At 65.6% G+C, this 21,356-nt stretch carries 18 protein-coding genes and 1 pseudogene; 2 read left to right on the top strand and 17 right to left on the bottom strand.

Translation table 11 applies throughout. The annotated features are described in order from the left end of the window. From WC493_RS13740 to rpsB, 13 genes and pseudogenes are all read right to left on the bottom strand, one after another. Positions 1-293, bottom strand: a pseudogene (locus tag WC493_RS13740) (acyl-[acyl-carrier-protein]--UDP-N-acetylglucosamine O-acyltransferase); the annotation flags it as partial. Between the two features lie 11 nt (positions 294-304). Further along, positions 305-781 (bottom strand): 3-hydroxyacyl-ACP dehydratase FabZ, encoded by a 477-nt coding sequence (fabZ, locus tag WC493_RS13745; RefSeq protein ID WP_373066099.1) that lies wholly within the window; start codon positions 779-781, stop codon positions 305-307. Continuing rightward, the gene (gene lpxD / locus WC493_RS13750; protein ID WP_373066100.1) at positions 774-1,808 is read right to left on the bottom strand and encodes a UDP-3-O-(3-hydroxymyristoyl)glucosamine N-acyltransferase; all 1,035 of its coding nucleotides are present in this window, start codon (positions 1,806-1,808) and stop codon (positions 774-776) included. Before lpxD ends, fabZ begins: the two co-directional genes overlap by 8 nt. A 19-nt stretch (positions 1,809-1,827) precedes the next feature. After that, entirely contained in the window at positions 1,828-2,400 is a 573-nt protein-coding gene (locus WC493_RS13755) for an OmpH family outer membrane protein (RefSeq protein WP_373066101.1), read from the bottom strand. A gap of 2 nt (positions 2,401-2,402) precedes the next feature. Then, positions 2,403-4,712 (bottom strand): outer membrane protein assembly factor BamA, encoded by a 2,310-nt coding sequence (gene bamA / locus WC493_RS13760; RefSeq protein ID WP_373066102.1) that lies wholly within the window; start codon positions 4,710-4,712, stop codon positions 2,403-2,405. A 35-nt stretch (positions 4,713-4,747) separates the two neighbouring features. After that, complete coding sequence (rseP, locus tag WC493_RS13765; RefSeq protein ID WP_373066103.1) at positions 4,748-5,890, bottom strand: RIP metalloprotease RseP; 1,143 nt, start codon at positions 5,888-5,890, stop codon at positions 4,748-4,750. An 83-nt stretch (positions 5,891-5,973) separates the two neighbouring features. Next, on the bottom strand, positions 5,974-7,143 hold the full coding sequence (locus WC493_RS13770; RefSeq protein ID WP_373066104.1) for a 1-deoxy-D-xylulose-5-phosphate reductoisomerase: 1,170 nt from the start codon (positions 7,141-7,143) through the stop codon (positions 5,974-5,976). After that, positions 7,140-7,928, bottom strand: a complete 789-nt coding sequence (locus WC493_RS13775; protein WP_373066105.1) for a phosphatidate cytidylyltransferase — start codon at positions 7,926-7,928, stop codon at positions 7,140-7,142. Before WC493_RS13775 ends, WC493_RS13770 begins: the two co-directional genes overlap by 4 nt. 41 nt (positions 7,929-7,969) lie before the next feature. Then, positions 7,970-8,704 carry an isoprenyl transferase gene (locus WC493_RS13780; protein WP_373066106.1) on the bottom strand — a complete coding sequence of 245 codons (735 nt, stop codon included), beginning with the start codon at positions 8,702-8,704 and terminating at the stop codon, positions 7,970-7,972. Between the two features lie 43 nt (positions 8,705-8,747). Continuing rightward, positions 8,748-9,269: a ribosome recycling factor gene (gene frr, locus WC493_RS13785; RefSeq protein WP_373066124.1), complete on the bottom strand. Its 522-nt coding sequence runs from the start codon at positions 9,267-9,269 to the stop codon at positions 8,748-8,750. A gap of 43 nt (positions 9,270-9,312) precedes the next feature. Continuing rightward, entirely contained in the window at positions 9,313-10,032 is a 720-nt protein-coding gene (gene pyrH / locus WC493_RS13790; RefSeq protein WP_373066107.1) for a UMP kinase, read from the bottom strand. A gap of 155 nt (positions 10,033-10,187) precedes the next feature. Next, positions 10,188-11,114, bottom strand: coding sequence for a translation elongation factor Ts (gene tsf / locus WC493_RS13795; protein ID WP_373066108.1), 927 nt, complete (start codon positions 11,112-11,114; stop codon positions 10,188-10,190). A 38-nt stretch (positions 11,115-11,152) separates the two neighbouring features. Next, positions 11,153-11,962, bottom strand: a complete 810-nt coding sequence (gene rpsB / locus WC493_RS13800; RefSeq protein ID WP_373066109.1) for a 30S ribosomal protein S2 — start codon at positions 11,960-11,962, stop codon at positions 11,153-11,155. A gap of 247 nt (positions 11,963-12,209) precedes the next feature. Between rpsB and WC493_RS13805 the strand changes: the two genes are divergently transcribed. Beyond that, on the top strand, positions 12,210-13,262 hold the full coding sequence (locus WC493_RS13805; protein ID WP_373066110.1) for a 2-dehydropantoate 2-reductase: 1,053 nt from the start codon (positions 12,210-12,212) through the stop codon (positions 13,260-13,262). Between the two features lie 103 nt (positions 13,263-13,365). Further along, on the top strand, positions 13,366-14,601 hold the full coding sequence (locus WC493_RS13810) for a hypothetical protein (RefSeq protein ID WP_373066111.1): 1,236 nt from the start codon (positions 13,366-13,368) through the stop codon (positions 14,599-14,601). Positions 14,602-14,826: 225 nt separating this feature from the next. On the opposite strand, the gene WC493_RS13815 is transcribed toward WC493_RS13810, so the two are convergent. The 4 genes from WC493_RS13815 to WC493_RS13830 all read right to left on the bottom strand — a co-directional run bounded on the left by WC493_RS13815 (position 14,827) and on the right by WC493_RS13830 (position 21,356). After that, entirely contained in the window at positions 14,827-15,501 is a 675-nt protein-coding gene (locus WC493_RS13815; RefSeq protein WP_373066112.1) for a YARHG domain-containing protein, read from the bottom strand. Between the two features lie 116 nt (positions 15,502-15,617). After that, on the bottom strand, positions 15,618-19,121 hold the full coding sequence (dnaE, locus tag WC493_RS13820; RefSeq protein ID WP_373066113.1) for a DNA polymerase III subunit alpha: 3,504 nt from the start codon (positions 19,119-19,121) through the stop codon (positions 15,618-15,620). A gap of 317 nt (positions 19,122-19,438) precedes the next feature. Then, complete coding sequence (locus WC493_RS13825; RefSeq protein ID WP_373066114.1) at positions 19,439-20,119, bottom strand: ABC transporter ATP-binding protein; 681 nt, start codon at positions 20,117-20,119, stop codon at positions 19,439-19,441. Beyond that, positions 20,112-21,356 carry a lipoprotein-releasing ABC transporter permease subunit gene (locus WC493_RS13830; protein ID WP_373066115.1) on the bottom strand — a complete coding sequence of 415 codons (1,245 nt, stop codon included), beginning with the start codon at positions 21,354-21,356 and terminating at the stop codon, positions 20,112-20,114. Before WC493_RS13830 ends, WC493_RS13825 begins: the two co-directional genes overlap by 8 nt.

Here is a 21,356-nt window from a genome sequence, read left to right on the forward strand (position 1 = left end):
ACCGTGCCCGGATGGATGGTGGCATGCTCGCGGATCATCGTGTGTTCGCCGATCACGATGCGCACGTCGTCACCGATCGGGCGCAGGGTCTGCGGCGGGGCGCCGATCACGGCGAAGGGATAGACTTCGGTGCCGGCGCCGATCTTGGTGTTGCCCATGATCACGACATGGCCCTTCAGCTTCACGCCGTCCGCCAGTTCGACCTGGGGTCCGATGATACAGAAGGGACCGATCTCGACGTCGCCGATCTTCGCGGCGGGATCGACCACCGCGCTCGGATGGATATTGGACAAGAGATGTCTCCTCAGCGTTCCACGATCATGGCGGTCACGGTCGCTTCGGCGACCAGCATGCCATCGACCTTGGCAGCGCAATTGAACTTCCAGACATTGCCGCGGCCACGTTCCTTCTGGACGTGGATCCGCATCTGGTCACCGGGCACCACGGGCTTGCGGAAGCGGCAGTTCTCGATCGACATGAAATAGACCAGCCTGTTGGCCGACTTGCCCCCACCCAGGCCGTGGATCACCACGATGCCCGAAGTCTGGGCCATGGCCTCGACGATGAGTACGCCCGGCATCACCGGATGGCCCGGGAAATGGCCCTGGAAGAACGGCTCGTTGAAGGTGACGTTCTTGATGCCGACGGCACTCTCGCCGCCCTTCATCTCGACCACGCGGTCGACCAGGAGCATCGGGTAGCGATGCGGGATCATCTCCATGATCCGCAGGACGTCGACGGAATCGAGCGTTTCCGCGCTGGTTTCGCCGGCCTCAGCCATTGTTGTTCCCCTTGTGCTGAGCGAGACGGGACAGGGTCGCCACCTCGCGGAACCATTGCTTGACCGGCACAGCCGGCGTACCGCCGTAGGCACCGCCCGGCGGAACGTCACGCATGACACCGGAATGGGCGGCGATCTGGGCGCCGCTGCCGACTATCACATGATCGGCTACCCCGGCATTGCCGCCGAAGGCGACGAAATCGCCCACCGTGCAGGAGCCGGAAAGCCCGACCTTCGCCGCCAGCACGCAGCCGCGCCCCAGTCTCACGTTGTGGCCGATCTGCACGAGGTTGTCGATGATCGTGCCGTCGCCGATCACCGTATCGCCGTAGACACCACGGTCGATACAGCTGTTGGCGCCCACCTCGACATCGGCGCCCAGTACCACCCGGCCGATCTGCGGGATACGCAGATGACCGGCCGGCGGATTGGGCACGAAGCCGAAGCCGGCCTCCCCGATGCGGGCCCCCGCGGCGAAGGTGCAACGCGGCCCGGCCACGGTGCAGGCCACGCTGGCGTGGGCGCCGACATGAACCTCGTCGCCCAGTTCGACCTCGGGACCGACCACGGCATGGGCTTCCAGGATCACGCCGCGGCCCAGGCGGGCACCGGCGCCGACGACCGCGAAAGGCCCGATCTCGCAGTCCTCGCCCAAGACGGCGTCGGGCGCCACCACGGCGCCCGCTGCGATCCCCGGTGTCGCCCGGCGGCGTGGATGGAAGGCCTGAGCGACCCTGGCGTAGGCGATCGCCGGCTGTTTCGACAGGAGCAGCGCCAAGCCGCGCGGTGCCCGCGACGCCTGTTCGGGCCGCAGGATGCAGGCGCCCGCCCGCGTTTCTGCCAGCTTTGGCAGATATTTCACGGTACCGACGAAGGTGACGTGACCGACCTCGGCGAACTCCAGCGGCGCCGCCCCGGTGATCGAGAGATCCGGGTCGGCACCGTCGGCCAGGTCGGCCCCCGCGATCCCGGCCAGCGCGCGCAGGCTGAACGGCCCGCGCGCCACGAAGAATCGGGGGCCCGGCATGGTCATTTCCTGCCCGCGGTCATTGCACCGGCGCGACGTCGACCTTGATCGAGGGCAGCTTGGCATCCAGCGCCGCCAGCACCTGGTCCGTCACTTCCAGCTTGTGATCGAAATAGATCACCTCGCCCGTGCCGAGCAGGACATTGGCGCCGCGCTGGGTCATCAGGTCGCTGAAGATCGGCACCAGGGCTTCGCGCACCTTGGCGCCGGCGGCATCGACTGCCTCCTGAATCGCCTTGTTGCTGGCCTGGGCACGCTTCTGGGCGTCGGCCACCTTGGCCTCGAAGGCCTTCTGGCGCTTGGCACGCTCGGCATCCGAGAGTTTGGGAGCCGCGTCGCGCAGCTTCTTCTCCTCGGCCTTCAGGGAGGCCAGGTCCTTGTCGATGACGGCCTGGAACTTGGCCTGCACCGCCTGGATCTGGCGCCGCACGTCCTGCGACGCTTTGGAGGCCACCTGCAGGCGCTGGTAGTCGACGATCAGCGGCACCGCCGGCGGGAAGGAATCGGCCAGGGCGGGGCGCTCGGCCGCGCCCGCCACCGTCGCGATGGCCAGGGTCGTGCCCAACAGGGCGGCGTGGAAAATCTTGCGCATGATCAGAACTTGGTCCCGAAGCTGAAGCGGAAGACCTGCGTCTCGTCGTAGTCTTCCTTGAGGAGGGCCTGGGCGAAGTCGACGCGGATCGGGCCGAAGGGCGAATCCCACGAGAAGCCGATACCGGCCGAAGCGCGGAGCGAGGCGTTGTCGAGCCTAGTCTCCCTCCCCTTGGTGGCGTCGACCCCGGTCAGGGTGCCGAAGTCGGTGAAGACGCTGGCGCGGATGCCGTATTCCTCCGGCAGGCCGATCGGGAAGCTCACTTCGAGCGAGCCGGCGCCATAGACATTGCCGCCCAGGGCGTCCCGCGTCGAGGCGTCGCGCGGGCCGATACCGGCGTCCTTGAAGCCGCGCAGGTTGTCGCCGCCGACGTCGAAACGGTCGTTCAGCCGGACGTCCTGGCCGAGGCCATAGATATAGCCCCCCTCGAGCGAGGCCGAGAACACCACGTCGTCCGTGATCGGGTAGTAGTAATTGGCGCCGGCCGTGTTGCGGATATAGCGCGCATCGCCGCCGAGGCCGGCGAAATCTTGCCCGACGAAGAGATAGTAGCCGTCGGTCGGCCGCTGCGGACGGTCGCGCCGGTCGTAGGCGAGGACATAGCCGATCAGCGAGGTCACGGTCTTGCCCTCGGCATCCTGGACCGCCAGCGAGGCGTAATCGCCGACGTTGCTGATCTCGTCCTGGCGCAGCGTGTAGCGCGTCGTCATGCGCAGGTGGTCGGAGATCGCGAAGCCCGCCCGAAGCGCGAAGCCGATACGATAGAGGTCGTATTCCGCCTCGTCCTGATAATCGCGCTTGATGTCGAAGACATCGACGCCGGCCGAAACATTGCGGCCCAGGAAATAGGGCTCGGTGAAGCCGAAGTCGAACTGGGTGCGCTTCTGCGACACGCTGGCGCCCAGGCGGACGTCCTGACCGCGGCCCAGGAAGTTGCGCTCGCGCACGCTGACTTCGCCGACCACGCCTTCGGACGAGGAGTAACCGGCGCCGAGCTGGAGTTCGCCGGTCGATTTTTCCGTCACGTCGACGTTCATCACCGTGCGGTCGGGCGCCGAGCCCTGGACCTGGGTGACGTCGACCTTGTCGAAGAAGCCGAGCGCCTGGAGGCGCTGCTTCGACTGTTCCTTCTTCGCCGTATTGAAGGCGTCGCCTTCCGACAGGCGGAATTCGCGCCGGATCACCTCGTCCAGGGTACGGATGTTGCCGGTGATGTTGATGCGCTCGACATAGACGCGCGGCGCCTCGTTGATCTGGAAGGTGATCGAGATCACCTTCTTCTCACGGTCACGCTTGAGCACCGGGCGGATGTCGACGAAGGCATAGCCGAGGTTGCCGGCCGCGTCGGTCAGCTTGTCGATGGTCTTTTCGATCAGCTCGGCGTTGTAGGTCTCGCCCTCGACGGTGAGCAGCTGATCCTTCAGCTCGTCCGGCACCAAGTCGCGGATGCGGCTGTCGAGATCGATCTTGCCGAATTTGTAGACCTCGCCCTCGTCCACCGTGAAGGTGATGAAGAAGGCATCGCGCTCCGCCGTCAGGTCGGCGACCGAGGAGAGCACGCGGAAGTCGGCATAGCCGTTGGTCAGGTAATATTTGCGCAGCAGTTCCCGGTCGTAGGTCATGCGATCGGGATCGAAATTGTCGGACGACGAGAAGAAGCGGTACCAGCGGGTCTCGCGCGTGGCGATCACGTCACGCAGCTCGCCGTCGGTGAACGCCTTGTTGCCGACGAAATTGATGCGCTCGACGCCGGTGCTCGGCCCTTCGTTGATTTCGAAGACGAGGTCGACCCGGTTCTGCGGCAGCTGGACGATCTTGGGTTCGACCGTGGCGGCGAAACGGCCGGCCCGGCGATAGAGTTCCAGCATGCGCTGCACGTCGGCCTGGACCTTGGCGCGGGTGAAGATGGCGCGCGCCTTGACCTGGAGTTCCTTGGTCAGCTGGTCTTCGGAGAGCTTGTGGTTACCCTCGAGCACGACCCGGTTGATGATCGGATTCTCGACCACCGTCACGACCAGGTCGTTGCCCTCGGCGTGAATCTGGACGTCGCCGAACAGCCCGGTGGCATAGAGCGCCTTCAGCGACTGGTCGACCTGCAGTGGATCGAAGCGATCGCCGGCATGGACCGTCATGTAGGACAGCACGGTCTCGGGTTCGACGCGCTGGTTGCCCTCGACCCGGATCGACCCGATCACCGGGGCTTCGCTGCGCGCACCGGCGGCGCCGCCCACCTGGGCATAAGCGAAGGGTGCCGTCGCGAGACCAACAGCCAGCGAAACCGGCCCTGCCAGCCGGCGCGCAACGCGCAACATTGAGGACACCCCGAAACTCCCTCTGCCGTCGCCCATCAGGTGAACAACCGACCGATGAACCCCAAGACCTTGAGCCGAACCAAATCGTTCAGTGTCGTGAAGATCATCAATGTCAGCACCAAGGCGAGCCCGATGCGGAAACCGATCTCCTGAATCCGGTCTCCCAACGGCCGCCCGCGCATGGCTTCAAACGCATAGAACAACAAGTGCCCGCCGTCCAGCATCGGCACTGGCAAAAGGTTGAAAAGCCCCAGGTTTATGGAGAGCGCGGCAATCAGCCAGACGAAGCTCTCGACCCCTTCGCGGGCGACACGGCCCGACAGGTCGGCGATTCGCAGCGGCCCGCCCAGTTCTTCCGTCCCCCGGCTGCCCGAAATCATCTGACCGACGGCGGTCGTGGTGACATGGACGACGGTGCCGACTTCGCGGACGGCATACCAGATCGAGTCGCCGACGCCGCGCTGCTTGAATTCGAGGCCCGAAGGGGCGACACCGAGCTGGCCGACCTTCTGTTTGCCGCCCTGGCCGTCGTCGATTTCGACGATGGTGGGGGTCACCGGCACGGTCAACGTCTCGCCCGCGCGCTGTACTTCGAGGGAGACCGGGGTGCCCTGGTTGAGGCGCATGAGCAGGCGCAGTTCCTCGAAACTCTCGACCGAACGGCCGTCGACCGAGAGCACCCGGTCGCCCTGGCGGATACCGGCCGCCTCGGCGGCGGAGCCGGGCAGCACGCGGTCCAGCACCGGCGGCGTGAAAGGCTGGCCCACGGTGACGAAGAGGCCGAAGAAGATCACCACGGCGAGCAGGAAATTGGCCGCCGGCCCGGCCGCGGCGATGGCCGCGCGCCGCCCCACCGACTGGCCCTGATAGGTGGTGCGCCGTTCCGATTCGGAAAAATCGCAGCCCTGGGCGCGGGCCGAGGTCGCATCCGCATCGCCGAAAAAGCGGACGTAGCCGCCGAGCGGAAGCATGGAGATGCGCCAGCGCGTGCCCAGCCGGTCGGTCCAGCCGAACAATTCCCGGCCGAAGCCGATCGAGAACACCTCGACCTTCACACCACAACGCCGCCCGACCCAAAAGTGGCCGAACTCATGAACCGAAACGAGGATCGAAATAGCCACCACGAAGAAGAAGATCGTGTGCAGCGACGAGCCGATGCCATCCAGGATGCCGCTCAATTAATTCGCCCTTCCGAAGTCGCCGGTCGATCCGAAACCGCCGGCAAACGGGTTCCACCCCAGACCCTTGTTGTGTCGTTCCGCTACGCCTGGGCCCGCGCGACGATGCCTTCGGCGGCGGCCCGGGCAGCACCGTCGGCCGCCATGATCGCTTCCAGGTCGCCCGCGGAGAAATGCCCGTCGCAGGCTTCCAACACCCGCTCGACGGTCGCCGCGATGTCGAGGAAGCCGATACGTTGCGCCAGAAAGGCGGCGACGGCCACTTCATTGGCCGCATTAAGGATTGTAGGGGCCGCCCCCCCGCATTTCAAGGCGTGGCGGGCCAGGGATAGCGCCGGAAACCGTTGCGAATCGGGCGGTTCGAAGGTGAGCCGGGCGATCTGCGCCAGGTCGAGCCGGGCCACCGGCGTCTCCATCCGGTCGGGCCAGGCCAGGGCATGGGCGATCGGTACCCGCATGTCGGGCGAGCCGAGCTGGGCCAGCACCGAGCCGTCGACATATTCGACCAGGCTGTGGATGACCGACTGGGGATGCACCAGGATGTCGATCCGCTCTTCCGGCATGGCGAAGAGGTGATGCGCCTCGATCAACTCGAGGCCCTTGTTCATCATGGTCGCCGAATCGACCGAGATCTTGGCCCCCATCGACCAGTTCGGATGGGCCACCGCTTCGGCCGGGGTGGCGCGCGCCATCACCTCCCGCTCGGCCGAGCGGAAGGGGCCGCCGGACGCGGTCAGGATCAGCCGCGCCACGCGCTCGCGCAGCGCCTCGTCGAAGACCTGGAAGATCGCGTTGTGCTCGGAATCGACCGGCAGCAGGGTGGCGCCATGGGCTGCCACCGCTGCGGTCACGATGTCGCCCGCACAGACCAGCGCTTCCTTGTTGGCCAGCGCCACCACGGTACCGCGGCGCACGGCCGCCAGCGTCGGCGCCAGGCCGGCGGCGCCGACGATCGCCGCCATGACGAGATCGCTCGGCCGCTCGGCCGCCTCGATCACCGCCGATGGCCCCGCGCCCACGGCGATGCCATGGGGCGCCAGTGCGTCCCTCAGGGCCGGCAAAGCGGCGGGGTCGGCGCTGGCGACGAAATCCGGACGGAAGCGCAGCGCCTGGTCGATCAGCAGATCGAGCCGCCGATGGGCGACCAGGACGGCGACGGCGAAACGTTCCGGGTTGCGGCCGACAAGGTCGAGCGTGCTGGTGCCGACCGATCCGGTCGAACCCAGCACGGTGATGCGGCGCGGCGCGCTCACGACACGGCCCCGAGCAACACGGCAGCAGCGGCCAGCGGGGCGGCGAACAGAAGCCCGTCCAGCCGATCCAGGAAACCGCCATGGCCGGGGATCAGCCGGCTCGAATCCTTGACCCCGAAATGACGTTTCACCGCACTCTCGCAAAGATCGCCCACTTGGCTCCAGACCGCGATCAGGCCGCTGATCGCCGCCGCCGCGACAGGGCTCGCCAATCCGACCGACCAGGCGGTGACGCCGCCCACCAGCACCGCCGCGACGATGCCGCCGATCAGCCCGGACCACGTCTTTTTCGGGCTGATGCGGGGCGACAGCTTGGGCCCGCCGACCGTCCGCCCCACCGCATAGGCCCCGGTGTCGGTCGCCCAGATCGAGGCGAGCAACCAATAGACCAGCGCCGCCCCTGCGCTCGCGTCGAAGCGGAGCCAGACGATGGCGAGGCACGGCAGCGCGAAATAGGGCACCGCCAGCAACGGCCACAGCCGGTTGCGCGCGGTCAATGCGGCGAAGGCGAAGGACGTGGCGGCGCCGACCGCGATCAGCATCAGGGCGATCCTGAATTCGCCGAGCGCCCCGGCGAGCAGCGCGGTGGCGACGAAGACACTGTGCAGCGCCATCATCGGCACCATGCCGGCACGATCGGTGATGCGGTTCCATTCGAAGACCAGCAGCAAGGCCAGCACCACCGCCAGGGCGACAAACCACCAGCCACCGGCATGGACCGCGGCGAGGCCGATCGCAGCCAGCACGACGCCCGAGCCGATGCGCGCCTTGAGGTCGCTTCCCATGCCTTTCGACTCGATCGGTGTCTGTACCGCCATCACGGGGATCATTCCGGCCGGGCGCCGAAACGGCGGTCGCGGGCGCGGTACTCGTCCAACGCAGCCGCCAGTTCCTGGCGGCCGAAATCGGGCCACAGCGTGTCGACGAAGATGAATTCGGCATAGGCCGCCTGCCACAGCAGGAAGTTCGACAGTCGCTTCTCGCCCGAGGTGCGGATCACCAAGTCGGGATCCGGAATACCCGCCGTCTCCAGCCGCGAGGCGAAAAGCGCCGCATCGATCTGTTCCGGCCGGATCCGGCCCGCCACGGCATCTTCCGCCAGGGCGCGCGCCGCCATCACGATTTCGTCCTGTCCGCCGTAGGAAATCGCCAGGGTCAGCGTCATACGCCGGTTGTTGCGGGTCCGCGCCTCGGCTTCGTCGACCAGGGCCAGCACGTCGCGCGGCAGGCGCCCTCGGTTGCCGATCATCCTCACGCACACGCCATTGGCATCGAGTTCACCGATCTCGCGGCGGAGATAGATGCGCAACAGGCCCATGAGGTCGCCCACCTCGTCGGCCGGCCGCTTCCAGTTCTCGGAAGAGAAGGCGTAGAGGGTCAGATATTCGACGCCGAAGTCGGCCGCAGCGCGAGTCACCTCTCGCACCGCTTCCGAACCGCGCTGATGGCCGATCGCACGCGGCAGGAAACGCGCCTTCGCCCAGCGCCCGTTGCCGTCCATGATGACAGCGACATGGCGCGGCACCGGCAGGCTTCCGATTTCGATCGCTGCTTCGGTCATCGTGCGCTGTTCAGGGCCCCCGTCCCCTTCCGTGCCGGCCCGATCAGACCTGCAGGATTTCCTTTTCCTTGGCCGCCAGGGCGCCGTCGATCTCGGCGATCGCCTTGTCCGTCATAGACTGCACTTCGTCGGCATAGATCTTGTGATCGTCTTCCGAAATTTTGCCGTCTTTTTCGAGCTTTTTCAGTTGATCCATGCCGTCGCGGCGCACGTTGCGCACGGCGACCCGGGCCTGCTCGGTATATTTGGCGGCGAGTTTGGCGATTTCCTGGCGGCGCTCCCGATTGAGTTCCGGGATCGGAATGCGGATCAGCGTGCCATCGACCACCGGATTGACGCCGAGGCCGGAATTGCGGATCGCCTTGTCGACCGCGGAGACCGTGCTGCGGTCCCAGACCGAGACCGAGAGCAGGCGCGGCTCCGGCACCGAGATCGAGCCGAGCTGGTTGATCGGCATCTGGCTGCCGTAGACGTCGACGGTGATCGGGTCGAGCAGCGAGACCGAAGCCCGGCCGGTGCGCAGGCCGGCAAATTCGTGGCGCAGGTTCTCGACGGCGCCATGCATGCGCCGCTCGATCGAATCGAGATCCGGTTCGTCGGACACGGCCTCACTCCCTTTCCCTGATGATGGTCGACTTGACCTCGCCGCTGAGGACCGAGGCCACAGGTTCTGCCAGGTTGAAAACCAGGATGGGGATGCGGTTCTCGCGTGCGAGCGCGATCGCCGAAGCATCCATGACCCGGAGGTCCTGGCTCAGCACGTCGTGATAGGTCAATTCGTCGAAGCGGACGGCATCCGGATCCCGCTTGGGGTCGGCCGAATAGACGCCGTCGACCTGAGTGCCCTTCAGCATGGCGTCGCAGCCCATTTCGGCCGCACGCAAAGTCGCCGCCGTATCGGTCGTGAAGAAGGGATTGCCGGTGCCGGCGGCGAAGATCACCACCCTGCCCTTCTCCATGTGGCGGATCGCCCGGCGGCGGATATAGGGCTCGCACACCGAAGTCATCGGAATGGCCGAGATGACGCGGGTCTGCAGGCCGAGCCGCTCCAGCGAATTCTGCAGGGCGAGGCCGTTCATCACGGTCGCCAACATACCCATGTAATCGGCGGTCGCGCGTTCCATGCCACGCGCCGCGACCGACAGGCCGCGGAAGATATTGCCGCCGCCAATCACCAGGCAGACCTCGATCCCGAGATCGTAGACACCCTTGATGTCGACCGCGATGCGGTCGACCGTGGCGAGATCGATGCCATAGGGCTGGCCGCCCATCAGGGCCTCGCCCGAGACCTTGAGCAGGATGCGGCGAAATTTCGGCAAAGTGGACATGATCAAAATATCCAGGCGCGAGCGTCACCGCCCCGCCGACTGGCCGGGCTGGTCACGGGGTATAGCATTTGGCTGCCTGCCGGCCAATCACGACGGGCCGGCGGGCACGAAAAAGGCCCGGCGCGTTTCCGCGCCGGGCCTGGATCGAAAATCGATCAGCGGCCGGCCTGGGCGGCCACTTCGGCGGCGAAGTCCGACTGCTGCTTCTCGATGCCTTCGCCGAGGGCGAAGCGCACGAAGGCGGCGACCTTGATCGAAACGCCGGCTTCCTTGGCGGCGGCTTCCACCGCCTTGCCGACGCGGGTCTCGCCGTCGATGACGAAGACCTGCTCCAGCAGCACCACTTCCTCGTAGAACTTGCGGACGCGGCCTTCGATCATCTTCTCGATGATGTTCTCGGGCTTGCCCGAGGCGCGCGCCTGTTCCGAGAGCACGTCACGCTCGCGCGCGACCAGCGCCGGATCGAGCGACGAGACGTCGAGCGAAGCGGGATTGGTCGCCGCGATATGCATCGCGATCTGCTTGCCCAGGGTCTCGAGCTTGTCCGTCGGGCCATCGGATTCGAGCGCCACCAGGACGCCGATGCGGCCGAGCCCGGGGGCCGTCGCCGAGTGGATGTAGGAGGCAACGACGCCCTTCGAGACTTCCAGCACCGCGGCACGGCGGAGATTCATGTTCTCGCCGATGGTCGCGATCAGGTGGGTCAGCTCGTCCTTCACGTTGCGGCCGGTGCCCGGATAGGCAGCGACGGCGATCGCATCGATGTCGGCGCCGACTTCGACCGCGACCTTGGCCACATTGGCCACGAAGGACTGGAAGGCCGGGTTGCGGGCGACGAAGTCGGTCTCGGAATTGACCTCGACCACCGCCGCCTTGGTGCCGGCCGAAGCGACCGCGACCAGGCCTTCCGCGGCGACGCGGTCGGCCTTCTTGGCGGCGGCCGAGAGGCCCTTCTTGCGCAGCCAGTCGATGGCCTGCTCGATGTCCCCGCCGTTTTCGGCGAGGGCCTTCTTGCAGTCCATCATGCCCGCGCCGGTCTTGGCGCGGAGATCCTTGACGAGGGCCGCAGAAACCTCAGCCATGGGTTCTACCTTTCTTAAGCGTTGCGGACGGGTGGGGCTCAGGCCTGGGCCTGAACCTCACCCTCGGTGCCTTCGGCCGCGGCCGCCTGCAGGGCCGCCTCTTCCGCTTCGACATCGACCAGGTCGGCGACTTCGCCGATGTCGACGCCGGCCGCGGTCAGTTCGGCCTGAATGCCGTCGAGAACGGCGCGGGCGACCAGGTCGGTATAGGTGGCGATGGCGCGCAGCGCGTCATCGTTGCCCGGCACCGGATAGGTGATGCCGGTCGGGTTCGAGTTGGAGTCGACGATCGCCACGACCGGAATGCCCAGCTTGTTGGCTTCCTGGACCGCGATGTCTTCCTTGTTGGTGTCGATGATGAACAGGATGTCGGGCAGGCCGCCCATTTCCTTGATACCGCCGAGCGCGCGTTCCAGCTTTTCCTTCTCGCGCGCGAGGTTCAGCTGCTCCTTCTTGGTGAGGCCGAGGGCCTCGCCCTGGAGCTGCTCGTCGAGGGCCTTCAGGCGCTTGATCGACTGGGAAATGGTCTTCCAGTTGGTCAGCATGCCGCCGAGCCAGCGGTGGTTCACATAGTACTGGCCGCAACGCGCCGCCGCTTCGGCGATCGGCTGGGCCGCCTGGCGCTTGGTGCCGACGAAGAGCACGCGGCCGCCACCGGCCACCACGTCGCGGATCGCCTGCAGCGCACGGTGCAGCATCGGCACCGTCTGGCCCAGGTCGATGATGTGGATGTTGTTGCGCACGCCGAACAGGAACGGCGCCATGCGCGGGTTCCAGCGGTGCGTCTGGTGACCGAAGTGCACGCCCGCTTCGAGGAGCTGGCGCATGGTGAAAGTCGGAACGGCCATGATATGTCTACCTTTTCCGGTTGAGCCTCCGTGGGGTGTCGTCCTGAACCCTTTTGATCGGGAACCGGACACCGGAGCGACGGCGGAACCTTCCGCAGCCGCAAACCCCACGTGTGGAATGGCGCGGCTAATACCCCTGAATGCCGTCAAAAGCAAGGCGGATGTGCCGGTGGAAGGTCGCACAGGCGACAGTCGGACGCCCGTCGATCTGGCATCATCGCCCGAATCACGAGGCGGAGGAGAGCCCATGAACGAGGAAAGTGCCGGCCGCATCGCCGTGCTGGGGGCCGGGCTGATCGGCTGCTACATCGGCGGCCGGCTGGCGGCAGCGGGGGGCGACGTCACCCTGATCGGGCGCGAACGCGTGCTCGGCCCGCTCCGCGCCGAGGGCCTCACGGTGAGCGACCTCGACGGCGCCAAGCACCACCTGCCGCCCGAAGCCCTGACGCTCGCGACCGATCCGTCCGCCCTCGCCCGTGCCGACCTGATCATCGTCGCGGTGAAGAGCCCGGCGACCGCTTCCGCCGCGGCCGACATCGCCGCCCATGCCCGGTCCGCTGTGCCCGTCCTGAGCTTCCAGAACGGCGTCACCAACCCGGAACGCCTGCGCGCCGCCCTGCCCGGCCATCCGGTGCTGGCCGGCATGGTGCCCTATAATGTCGCCGAACCGGCGCCCGGCCATTTCCACCAGGGTACCAGCGGCAAGCTGATGGTCGACGATGCCCCGGCCATCCGGCCCTGGCTCGCTCTGTTCCAGGCCGCCGGCCTGCCCCTCTCGCTGCGTTCCGACATGGCCGCCGTGCTCTGGGCCAAGCTGCTGATCAACCTGAACAATGCGATCAACGCCCTGGCCGGCGTGCCACTCGCCGAACAATTGGCGGCGCGCGATTACCGCCGCTGCTTCGCCCTCTGCCAGTCGGAGGCGCTGCGCCTGCTCGCCAGGGCCGGGATCGAGCCGGCCCAGCTCGGCCCCCTGCCCCCGAAACGCATGCCCTTCCTGCTGTCCCTGCCGAATTTCCTCTTCCGCTCGCTGAGCAAGCGCGGCGGCACGCCCAAGATCGACCGCCACGCCCGTTCCTCCATGGCCGAAGACCTCGCCGCCGGCCGCAAGACCGAGGTCGACTACATCAACGGCGCCATCGTGGATCTGGCGGCGAGCCTCGGGGCAAAGGCCCCGGTCAACGCCCGGGTGATCGAACTGATCCGGGCGGCGGAGGACGGCGCTGCGCCATGGCCGGCCAAGGCCCTGTGGAAGGAACTGCGCAACGCCGCGAAAGCAGCGCGCGCCACACCGTCCTGACGGCAAACGCCTTGCCGCCACTCCGGTGCGGGCGTAGGTTTCCAGGTCATTCGATCATGCCTGGAAACGCGCGTTGGCTCGGTAACCCTGAGGAGATTGGGGGATGGCGGCTGCAAGGGCGAGGGCGATTGCATTGGGGGCGGTCTCCCTGGGACAGCTCCTCACCACTTCCGGCTTTGCGGCGATCATTCCACAGCTCAAGACCGAGCATTGGAACCAGTTGCAACGCTACCTCGACGCTGCCGTGGTCGATCCGGCGGTGCAGAACGAGGCGAACGCCGCCTACCGCAAGGGCACCAAGGTCTACGGCCAGCTGGTCGTTACCGACCCCGCGACCACCCGCAAGGTGGACCGGATGATGCGCGACTATATCCCCCTCGGCCGGCTGGACGACACCATACGCCTCGACACCGGAAAGACGCTGTCGGCCCAGGCCCTGGCCCCGGCCACCGACAATCCGGACGAGGCCGAATATCTGGACGACGTGCGCAAGATGATCGACCGATACGGCATCTGGCTTCGCCTGGCGCAAAAGCGCGTGCGCGATCCCGAGGACCCGTCGCGCTGGATCCTCGACGGCAAGCATTTCGAGGTCTGGCTGTCGCTCGGCTCCCGCGGCGACGCCATCCCGACCAAGACCGGCATCGTCGATCGCGAAGCCCTGCTCTTGACGCAGATCATCGGCGCCAACTATTGGACCAAGGTCGACCGCGGCCCGGTGCAGTCGGCGCTCGACCGCCAGGTGGCGATCCTCCGGACCGAGATCGAGGCGGGCATGGACCTGCACATCGACATGGCCAAGATCCGGCGCCAGGCGATGGCCGGCGTGGTCGAGGTTTCCGACTTCCTGGGCGGCGCCGATTTCCCCGACATCGACATCTGGGATGGCCCGAACAAGCTTCTGATCAGCGCCATGAACACGAAGAACGCCGGGCGCGTCTGGGGCGCCCGCATGCTGCTCATTGTGGCCGCCATTGCCACCCGCAACGCGGCGTCCCTGCTGAACACCTATATCGCCAAGGCGACGACCGGCGCCGCCCGTTCGGTCAAGGTGCTGAAGGTCGCGCGCACCGCCGGCAAGGTCGCCGAAGTCGGCCTCGCCATCGCGAGCGGCGTCGCCCTGGTCACCGGCGGGGCCGGTGCCGGGGGCATCGCCGCGACCGACGCCGCGGTCGACGCTGCCGCCGAGAGGGAATTGGCCAAATATCTGGCGCGCAACCCGGGCCTGCGCAGCGAAATCGAATCGGTCCGCTATGTCCCAGGCCCCAAGGGCACCATCCTCGGCAACATGAAGGGCGGCCACAGCGCCGGCTACGGCACCGGCTTCCATAAATACTGAGGAACAAAGCGCCACCGGCTCGGCCGACATTGCCGAGGCACCAAGCCCCACCAGTGCGACCCGCCCGACGCCCGTTCGCACGAACGTGCTTGGAATCGGCCACATCGATGCAAGTGATAAACGCGCTTGAGTTTAGAGTATAAGAAACGATTCAAAGAATTTCCAAAATCGGCGAATATCCAAAATATGCAACATCCAATAATTTGGTGAATTATGTGCGAATTCCTACATTAACCGCAAATTATTCTTGTTTTGATACTGCAATATCACGTTTGCAATGTATTTTTCTTCGTGCGTCATTTCATTGTACGAAAGAAAACTTTTATTTGGCCTGTACCAAGGCTGATTTGAAAAATAATCTGACAAATCATTTCTTTTAAATATATACCCGTGCCTTGCGAAAATTTCGTTTCTCATAATATCAAGTTCCCATGCCGTCTTTCCCGCCATGTCGTTAATGAGCCTGTCCTTCACACGTCCCATCCTTTGGTCCCATTCTTCAGCGGTAGACCTCCAAATTCCCCCATTGTCGCGCTCTATTTTATTCACACAGTTGTTGCAATTCGTCACGAAAGTACGCCCAAATACATCTTTATATTGCGCGGAGAGTTTCCATCCATAACGCAACCAGCTCAAGTTGGTGGCAGCTCCGGCAGAAATAGGAAAACAATTTGTAATTTGATACTGTTCAATTTTTACTCCAGAATCTCTTATTTTTACAACAGTCGCTGGGCCATTTCCGATATTCCTCAACTCCCATTGATAAAGATCTTGCATAACGAATACTAAAACCGGCCTACTTGAGGCTCGAAGGGCGGATCTATACGTAAAATATGAGAAACCGAGAGCGCTGCCCGCAATGAGCACTGAGATTGCGGTGAGTGCGTCTGTAATGGTCATTTTTCGCTCCACTCGCGAAAATGCGCTTTTGAATTTATACAGGTGTTTTCCAATTGCGCGATGAATAATCACCTATAGATTGCGCGACCGCCCTTACTATCATTCCGACAGCGCGTTTACAATTCCACCACCCCCGCCACCCCCGGCACCGCGCGGAGGTGCTGCACCACGGTCGGGCTCACGGCGAAGCGTTCCGGCAGTTCGTATTCGAGTTCCTTGGCTTCTTCCTCGAAGCCGAGGACGACGGCGATGCGGCCCTTGCCCTTGGGGGTCTTGGCCAGGATCGCCTTCATGGCGTCGATGCCCTGGGCGCCGTTCAGATAGAGGCGGACGCCGGCGGCGGAATTGGCCACCACCTTGTCGAGGGATTGGATGGTCTGGGTGGTCAGGCGCGGCATATCGCCGTCCATCCGGCCGTCGACTTCGAGCAGCACGGGCGTGCCGGGTTCCAGCAGTTCGCGGCTCATCACCAGGACTTCCGAGAAGACGGTGAGTTCGACCACGCCGCTCTGGTCCGTCAGCTTGACGAAGGCGAAGCGGTTGCCGCTCTTGGCCACCTTCTCCTGCCGGCTCAGCACGATGCCGGCGATGCGCAGCTTGCTCTGCCCGCCGTTCGGCCCGCCATGTTGGCCTTGGCTGGGCCCACTCATGATCCGCCGTTCGACCTGGGCGAGCTTGGTGACGCCCAGGCGGTCGAGCGCCTTGCCGTAGCTGTCCATCGGATGGGCCGAGAGATAGAAGCCGATGGCGTCGAACTCCTGGGCGGAGCGATCCATGGCGTTCCAGTCCGGCACCTCGGGCAGCACCAGGCGGTCCATCGGCCCGGTGGCGCCGCCACCGAACAGGCTCTCCTGTTGCGACTGGCGCTCGCGGGTCGAGACGTCGGCATGGCGGAGGATCGCCTCCGCCCCCTGCACCACCTTGGCGCGGTTCTTGTCGAGACTGTCGAAGGCGCCGGCCTTGGCCAGATTCTCGACCTGGCGGCGGTTCAGCCATTTGGGATCGAGCCGGCCGGCGAAATCGGCCAGGTCGCGGTAGGGCCCTTCGGCCGCCCGGTCCTTCAGCAGTTTCTCGATCGCCTCGTGGCCGACGATCTTGATCGCGGCCAGCGCATAGCGGACGGCGAGCTTGCCGTCGACCGTCTCGACCGCGAAATCCGCCTCCGACTTGTTGATGTCGGGCTGCAGCAGCGGGATCTTCATGCGCGACAGTTCCTGGCGGAACACGTTCAGCTTGTCGGTGTTGGCGAGGTCGAGGGTCATCGACGCGGCCAGGAACTCGACCGGGTAATTGGCCTTCAGCCAGGCGGTGTGATAGGCGACCAGGGCATAGGCGACCGCGTGGCTCTTGTTGAAGCCATAGCCGGCGAATTTATTGACGAGGTCGAAGATCTCGTCGGCCTTGTGGCCGTCGACGCCGCGCGCCACCGCGCCTTCGACGAAGCGGACGCGCTGCTTGTCCATCTCCTCCTTGATCTTCTTGCCCATGGCGCGGCGTAAGAGATCGGCTTCGCCCAGTGAGTAACCGGCCAGGATCTGGGCGATCTGCATCACCTGTTCCTGGTAGATGATGACGCCATAGGTCTCACGCAGCACGCCTTCGAGGGAGGGGTGCAGATAGTCAGGCTCCTCCTCGCCGTGCTTGCAGGCGATATATTTCGGGATGTTGTCCATCGGGCCGGGGCGGTAGAGCGCCACCATGGCGACGATGTCCTCGAAACAGTCGGGCCGGAGCTTTTTCAGGGCGTCACGCATGCCCGACGATTCGAGCTGGAACACGCCGACCGTATCGCCCCTCGCCAGCAGCTCGTAACTCTTGTGATCATCGAGCGGCAAGGCCGAGAGGTCGATCTTGGTGGTGCGCTTGGCGATATAGTCGACCGCCTTGGCGAGCACGGTCAGCGTCTTCAGGCCCAGGAAGTCGAATTTGATCAGGCCCGCCGGCTCGACCCATTTCATGTTGTACTGGGTGACCAGCATGTCCGAGCGCGGATCGCGGTAGAGCGGCACGAGATCCACCAGCGGCCGGTCGCCGATCACCACGCCCGCGGCATGGGTCGAGGCGTGGCGGTAGAGGCCTTCGAGCTTCAGCGCGATGTCGATCAGGCGCTTCACGTTCTCGTCCTCGTCGCGCGCCTGCTGGAGCCGGGGCTCCATCTCGATCGCCTGTTCGAGGGTGACGGGATTGGCCGGATTGTTCGGCACCATCTTGGCCAGCTTGTCGACCTGGCCCAAAGGCATCTCCAGCACGCGGCCGACGTCGCGCATCACCGCGCGGGCCTGGAGCTTACCGAAGGTGATGATCTGGGCGACCTTCTCGGCGCCGTATTTTTCCACCACGTAGCGGATCACGCGGTCGCGCTTGTCCTGGCAGAAGTCGACGTCGAAGTCCGGCATCGAGACGCGCTCGGGATTGAGGAAGCGCTCGAACAGCAGGCCGAAGCGAAGCGGGTCGAGATCGGTGATCTGCAAGGCCCAGGCGACCGCCGAACCCGCGCCCGAGCCGCGCCCCGGGCCGACCGGGATGTCGTTCCGCTTGGCCCATTGGATGAAGTCCGAGACGATGAGGAAATAGCCCGGGAACTGCATCTTGATGATGATGCCGAGCTCGAATTCGAGCCGTTCCCAATAGGGCTTGGCGATCTCCTCGCGCTTGGCCGCGTCCCAGCCCTCCTGAAACACATGGCGTTCCAGTCGGCGCTGCAGGCCCTCGGTCGCCATGCGGCGGAGCTCGGTGATCTCGTCATGGCCCTCGCCGCAGGGAAAGGGCGGCAGGATCGGGGCGCGGGTCTTGGCCCGGACGGCGCAGCGCCGGGCGATCACCAGCGTGTTCGCGGTCGCTTCCGGCACGTCGGCGAAGAGTTCGATCATCTCCTCGGCCGAACGGAAGCGGTGGCCGGGGGTCAGGTGGCGGCGTTCGGTATTGCCGACCGTGGAACCCTGAGCGATGCAGAGCAGCGCGTCATGGGCGGCATAGGCACTCTCGTCCGTGAAATAGCAGTCGTTGGTGGCGACCAGCGGCACGTCATGGGCATAGGCGAGTTCGAGCAGGCCGGGCTCGGTCGCCTCCTCGTCCTCCATGCCGTGGCGTTGCAGCTCGACATAGAGGCGGCCCGGGAACATCGCCTGGAAGCGGGCGAGCAGTTCCGCCGCCGCCTCTTTCTGACCTTCGAAGAGCAGGCGGCCGATCGGCCCCTTGGCTCCGCCGGTCAGGCAGATCAGGCCGGCGGCATGTTCGGCCAGGCGCTCCAGCGTCACTTCCGGCGGACGGCCGGAATCGGGATCGATATAGGCGGCGGAGGAGAGCGCCATCAGATTGGCCCAGCCCGTCCGGTCCTGGGCCAGCAGCACGACCGGATCGGGATCCGGCCGCCGTCCCGCCCGATCGGCCGAGCCCGGCGGAGCGATCGCGAGCTGCAGGCCCATGATCGGCTGTACGCCCGACTTCACCGCCGTCTCGGCGAATTCCAGCGCCCCGAACAGATTGTTGGAATCGGTCACCGCGATCGCCGGCATGCCCGCCTTGGCGGCCATGGGCACCAGCTTCTTCACATGGATCGCCCCTTCCGAGAGGGAAAAGGCGGTATGGACGCGCAGGTGGACGAAGCCGGCGTGAGGCAAGGGCGATTCTCCCGTGGACGCCCCATTATAGCCGGTTAGATGGGCTGGCCGCAGCAAGATGGCCAGGCATTCCCGCGACTATCGCTCGAGGAAGACAGTGAGATTTTGCCTCTCTCGTCATGGCCGGGCGAAGTCCCGGCCATCCACGCCGACAAGCCGCCTCCTGCGTCGACGATCGTGGCGCGTCCAGACGTGGATGCCCGGGACGAGCCCGGGCATGACGATTGAGGGTAGTGTCCAGATGTCGCTAAACAACCCGATCTTCTCAACCGGACACCCGCGGGAGGTCGCCCCGCCCCTGGCGTCAGAGAGGATACTCAGCCCGGGATCAGGCGGCCTTCGTGGAGGGCGACCGTGCGGGTCATGCGCGCCGCCAGGGCCGGATTATGGGTGGCGATCAGGGCCGAGAGGCCGGATTGCTGCACGAGATGCAGCAGCTCGCCGAAGACGTGATCCGCCGTGCGCTCGTCGAGATTGCCGGTCGGCTCGTCGGCCAGCAGGACGCGGGGGCTGTTGGCCAGGGCGCGGACGATGGCGACACGCTGCTGCTCGCCGCCGGAGAGCTTGGCCGGGCGGTGCGCCGCGCGGTCGGTGAGGCCGACGCTGTCCAGAAGCGCGAGCGCCCTCGCCTTGGCCGCCGCCTTCGACGTACCGGCGATGAGCTGCGGCATCATCACGTTTTCGAGCGCGGTGAATTCCGGCAGCAGGTGGTGGAACTGATAGACGAAGCCCAGGTGCTCGCGCCGGAGCCGGGTCCGCTCACCGTCCGAAAGCCCGCCGGCGGAAATGCCGCCGATCATCACTTCGCCCGCGGTCGGCCGCTCCAGGAGGCCGGCGATGTGGAGCAGCGTCGATTTGCCGGTACCGGACGGCCCGACCAGGGCGACGATCTCGCCGGGATGCAATTCGAGATCGACCCCGCGCAGGACTTCGAGCCGCTCGGCCCCCTGGGCGAAGGTGCGGGTCACGCCGGAAAGGCGGAGCGAAACGTCACTCATTCCGGAGCGCCTCCACCGGATCGAGCCTTGCTGCCCGCCACGAGGGATAGAGCGTCGCCAGGAAGGTGAGCCCGAGCGCCATGAGGACGACCGTCACCGTCTCGTCGATCTCCATCTTGGCCGGGATCTTGGAGAGGAAATAGATCTCGTCCGGGAACAGGCGGGCGCCGGTCAGGCTCTGCAGGAACTGGCGGATCGCCTCGATATTGTCGCAGAAGACGACGCCGAGCACGAGGCCGCCCAGGGTGCCGATCACCCCGATCGCGGCACCCGCGATCAGGAAGACGCGCATGATCGAGCCGCGCGTCGCCCCCATGGTCCGCAAGATGGCGATGCCCCTGCCCTTGTCCTTCACCAGCATGATGAGGGACGAGATGATGTTGAAGGCGGCCACCACGATGATCAGGGTGAGGATCAGGAACATCACGTTCCGCTCGACCTCGAGCGCGCCGAAGAAGGTCGCGTTCAGCTTCTGCCAAGTGACGTTCCGCAAGGGCGTCGAGGTCAGGCCCTGGAGCTTCTTGCCGACGAGTTCGGATTCGTCCGGGTGGCGGATCATCACTTCGATCGCGGAAACCCCGTCGCCCGTGCGGAAGAAGGCCTTGGCGGCATCGATCGGCATCATCACGAAGGTCGAGTCGTATTCCTGCATGCCGAGGCTGAACAGGCCGACGATGCGATAGGCCTTCATGCGCGGCGCCGTGCCCACCACGGTCGAGGTCCCGTTGGGCGAGACGATGGTGATATTGTCGCCGACCGAAATACCGAGGCGGTCAGCCAGCCGGTTACCGATCATGACCACGTCGTCGCCCTCGAAGGCATCCAGCGTGCCCGCCACGACATTGCCGGAGACCAGCGGCAGACGGCCGAGATCGGCCTTGGACAGGCCGCGCACCAGGGCGCCGTTGGCCTGGCCGCGGGCGGTCACCATGACCTGGCCCTCGACCATGGGCATGGCCGAGAGGACGTCCGGCAGGCTCTCGAACTTCTTGGCCAGGGCTTCGTAGTCGAGCACGGGACCAACCGTCGCCTGCACGATGATATGGCCGTTGATGCCGAGGATGCGGCCCATCAACTCGGCCCGGAAACCATTCATCACCGCCATCACGATGATCAGCGTGGCGACGCCGAGCCCGATGCCCATCAGGGAGAACCAGGCGATGATCGAGATGAAGCCTTCCTGGCGGCGGGCGCGCAAATAGCGCCCGGCCAGCATCCACTCGAAGCGACCGAACAT

This window comes from Zavarzinia sp. (genome assembly GCF_041650655.1).
In the GTDB taxonomy this organism is placed as follows: domain Bacteria; phylum Pseudomonadota; class Alphaproteobacteria; order Zavarziniales; family Zavarziniaceae; genus Zavarzinia.